The organism is Neorhizobium sp. BETTINA12A, from assembly GCF_023006485.1.
Lineage (GTDB): Bacteria > Pseudomonadota > Alphaproteobacteria > Rhizobiales > Rhizobiaceae > Neorhizobium.
Genome location: NZ_JALBGW010000268.1, coordinates 1 through 4,016 on the forward strand (window position 1 = coordinate 1; position 4,016 = coordinate 4,016).

Annotated in this window: 4 protein-coding genes; 3 read left to right on the forward strand and 1 reads right to left on the reverse strand. The window is 65.2% G+C overall.

Annotated elements, in window-relative coordinates; genetic code table 11:
• The 3 genes from MOV61_RS28930 to gcvP form a co-directional block, all read left to right on the forward strand.
• On the forward strand, positions 1 to 253 hold a 253-nt coding region (locus tag MOV61_RS28930; RefSeq protein ID WP_309493876.1), incomplete at its 5' end, for a glycine cleavage T C-terminal barrel domain-containing protein.
• A 16-nt stretch (positions 254 to 269) separates the two neighbouring features.
• Positions 270 to 632, forward strand: a complete 363-nt coding sequence (gcvH, locus tag MOV61_RS28935; RefSeq protein ID WP_046636238.1) for a glycine cleavage system protein GcvH — start codon at positions 270 to 272, stop codon at positions 630 to 632.
• Positions 629 to 3,496 (forward strand): aminomethyl-transferring glycine dehydrogenase, encoded by a 2,868-nt coding sequence (gcvP, locus tag MOV61_RS28940; protein ID WP_247139053.1) that lies wholly within the window; start codon positions 629 to 631, stop codon positions 3,494 to 3,496. The genes gcvH and gcvP overlap by 4 nt, the downstream gene beginning before the upstream one ends.
• Before the next feature lie 222 nt (positions 3,497 to 3,718).
• On the opposite strand, the gene MOV61_RS28945 is transcribed toward gcvP, so the two are convergent.
• The coding region (locus tag MOV61_RS28945) for a hypothetical protein (RefSeq protein ID WP_247139054.1) at positions 3,719 to 4,016 on the reverse strand (298 nt) is incomplete at its 5' end.

Below are 4,016 nucleotides of genomic sequence, written 5' to 3' on the forward strand. Positions count from 1 at the left end.
CGGCCTGAAGCCGGAGGGCAAGGCGCCCGTCCGCTCCCACGCCAAGCTCTATGCCGACGCCGAGGGCCGGACCGAACTCGGCGAAGTCACCTCCGGCACCTTCGGCCCCTCGGTCGAAGGCCCGGTCGCCATGGGCTACGTGCCGACCCGCTTTGCCGAACCCGGCTGCCAGATTTTTGCGGAGGTGCGCGGCAAATATCTGCCCGTCACGGTCGCCGCCCTTCCCTTCGTCACCCCCACCTACAAACGATAATCCTCCGGAGAGAACCATGTTGAAATTCACCGCCGAACACGAATGGCTGAAGCTCGAAGACGGTATCGCAACCGTCGGCATCACCTCTCACGCTGCCGAACAGCTTGGCGACCTCGTTTTCGTGGAACTGCCGGAAGTGGGCGCCATACTCACCAAGGACGGCAATGCCGCGACCGTCGAGAGCGTCAAGGCCGCCTCCGACGTCTATTGTCCGCTGGATGGCGAAGTCACCGAGGTCAACCAGGCGATCGTCGACGATCCTTCGATCGTCAATTCCGATCCTCAAGGAGCAGGCTGGTTCTTCAAGCTGAAGCTCAAGACCGCCTCCGACGCCGACGCGCTGCTCGACGAGGCCGCCTACCAGGAACTGATCGCATGACCACCGACAGCACCGATTTCCATTTCACCGACTACCAGCCCTACGACTTCGCCAACCGCCGCCATATCGGTCCCTCGCCCGCCGAGATGGCCGAGATGTTGAAAATCGTCGGCTACAAAAGCCTTGACGCCCTGATCGACGCCACCGTGCCATCCTCGATCCGCCAGACGACCCCGCTTGCCTGGGGCCCGGCGCTGACCGAGCGCGAGGCGCTCGACAAGCTGCGCGATACGGCGAACCGCAACAGGGCGCTCGTCTCGCTGATCGGCCAGGGTTATTACGGCACCATCACCCCGCCGGTCATTCAGCGCAACATCCTTGAAAACCCCGCCTGGTACACCGCCTACACGCCCTACCAGCCGGAAATTTCGCAAGGCCGCCTCGAGGCTCTCCTCAATTTCCAGACGATGATCTGCGACCTGACGGGCCTCGACGTCGCCAATGCCTCGCTGCTCGACGAGGCGACCGCCGCCGCCGAAGCCATGGCGCTCTGCCAGCGCCAGGCGAAGTCGAAGGCGACGGCCTTCTTCGTCGATGCCGCCTGTCATCCGCAGACGATCGCGCTGATCGAAACCCGCGCCGCGCCGCTCGGCTGGAGCGTTATCATCGGCGACCCGATGACTGATCTCGATCCGGTCGACGTGTTCGGCGCGATCTTCCAGTATCCGGGCACCAACGGCCATGTCCGCGATTTCACCGGCCTGATCTCTCGCCTGCACCAGACCGGCGCCGTCGCCGCCGTCGCCGCCGATCCCTTGGCGCTGACGCTTCTCAAATCCCCCGGCGAAATGGGCGCCGACATCGCCATCGGCTCCTCCCAGCGTTTCGGCGTGCCGGTCGGTTACGGCGGCCCGCACGCGGCCTATATGGCGGTCAAGGATGCCCACAAGCGCGCCATGCCCGGCCGGCTGGTCGGCGTCTCTGTCGATAGCCGCGGCAACCGCGCCTACCGCCTGTCGCTCCAGACCCGCGAACAGCATATCCGCCGCGAAAAGGCGACCTCGAACATCTGCACCGCCCAGGTCCTGCTGGCCGTCATGGCCTCCATGTACGGGGTCTTCCACGGCCCGGACGGGCTCAAAGCGATCGCCCAGCAGGTCCACCGCAAGGCCGTGCTGATGGCCAAGGGCCTGGAAAAGCTCGGCTACACCATCGACCCCGACACCTTCTTCGACACCATCACCGTCGAGGTCGGCCACATGCAGGGCCTGATCATGCGCGCCGCGGTCGCGGAAGGCGTCAACCTGCGCAAGGTCGGCGAAACCCGCATCGGCATGTCGCTCGACGAGCGCACAAGGCCTGCCACCCTTGAAGCCGTCTGGCGGGCCTTCGGCGGCAATTTCAAGGTTTCGGATTTCGAGCCCACCTGGCGCCTGCCGACCGCGCTTTTGCGCAAATCCGACTACATGACCCACCCGATCTTCCACATGAACCGCGCCGAGAGCGAGATGACCCGCTATATCCGCCGGCTCTCGGACCGGGATCTCGCGCTCGACCGGGCGATGATCCCGCTCGGCTCCTGCACCATGAAACTGAATGCGACGGCCGAAATGCTGCCGATCACCTGGCCGGAATTTGCCGACATCCACCCCTTCGTGCCCGCTGACCAGGCGCTTGGCTACAGGGAAATGATAGACGACCTGTCGCAGAAGCTCTGCCAGATCACCGGTTACGACGCCTTCTCCCTGCAGCCGAATTCCGGCGCCCAAGGCGAATATGCGGGTCTCTTGACCATCCGCAACTACCACATCGCCAGGGGCGACACCCACCGCGACGTCTGCCTGATCCCGACATCCGCGCACGGCACCAACCCGGCCTCGGCCCAGATGGTCGGCATGAAAGTGGTCGTCGTCAAGGTTCGCGACAACGGCGATATCGACCTCGACGATTTCCGGGCCAAGGCCGAGCAATATGCCGAGAACCTCTCGGCCTGCATGATCACCTACCCCTCGACCCACGGCGTCTTCGAGGAGACCGTGCGCGAGATCTGCGAGATCACGCACAAGCATTGCGGCCAGGTCTATCTCGACGGCGCCAACATGAACGCCATGGTCGGCCTCTCCCGCCCCGGGGATATCGGCTCCGACGTCTCCCACCTCAACCTGCACAAGACCTTCTGCATCCCGCATGGCGGCGGCGGTCCCGGCATGGGCCCGATCGGCGTCAAGTCGCATCTGGCGGCACACCTCCCCGGCCACCCGGCGACCGACGGTCGTGAGGGTGCGGTCTCGGCTGCCCCCTTCGGCTCGCCGTCGATCCTGCCGATCTCCTGGTCCTATTGCCTGATGATGGGCGGCGAAGGTCTGACCCAGGCGACCAAGGTGGCGATCCTCAACGCCAACTATATCGCCGCCCGCCTGAAGGGCGCCTACGACGTGCTCTACAAGTCGGAGGCCGGCCGCGTCGCCCATGAATGCATCATCGACACGCGCCCGCTCAATGTCTCGGCCGGCGTCAGCGTCGACGATGTCGCAAAACGCCTGATCGACTGCGGTTTCCATGCCCCGACCATGAGCTGGCCGGTCGCCGGCACGCTGATGATCGAGCCGACCGAGTCGGAAACCAAGGCCGAGATCGACCGGTTCTGCGAAGCGATGCTGGCAATCCGCGAGGAAGCCCGCGCCATCGAGGACGGCCGCATGGACCGGCAGAACAACCCGCTGAAGAACGCCCCGCACACGGTGGAAGACCTGGTCGGCGAATGGGACCGCCCCTACAGCCGCGAACAGGCCTGCTACCCGCCCGGCGCCTTCCGTGTCGACAAATACTGGTCCCCGGTCAACCGCGTCGATAATGTCTATGGCGACCGCAACCTCGTCTGCACCTGCCCGCCGCTGGAAGCCTATGCGGAGGCGGCCGAGTAGCGCGGTTTCCCGTGCAGGGAGGGCTTTTTGCTGGGCAAAACCCCTCCTGCCTGCCGGCCACCCTCCCCACAAGGGGAGGGTTGAGACTGCCGCACCCGCTCGCGTCCCGATGCCCTCTGCCGGTCGCAAATCGGCGGAGGGCCGGAGCGACGGGCAATTCGATATCAAGGCCTAAGCCGTCGGAAACCTGAAAGATTGGCAATGCGGGTCCATGCCCGCCCCTCACGGCTTGCCGCCGGCCGCAACCCGCATCAGGCAATTCACATAGGCGCTGCGGGCAAACGACATCCTTTGGCTGGCGCAGGCAAGGCGATCCGCCTCCGTGGCTTGCTTGCGCACCTGGTCGTCGCGAAAGGCAAAAAACACCTTGCCGACGACAAGGAACACCAGCGCGGCAACCCACAGCGCGTGGCGGATCTGTTTCCAGGAAATCCGGAAAGACCGCCCCTCATCGTAGGCCTCCGCGAAACGCTCCGAAACGCGGGCGGAAACCGCCGCCGCCGGCCCGGACGGCTCGCTG

Coding starts and splice junctions, on each gene's coding strand:
- gcvH (WP_046636238.1), top strand. CDS start 270: ATGTTGAAATTCACCGCCGAACACGAATGGCTGAAGCTCGAAGACGGT.
- gcvP (WP_247139053.1), top strand. CDS start 629: ATGACCACCGACAGCACCGATTTCCATTTCACCGACTACCAGCCCTAC.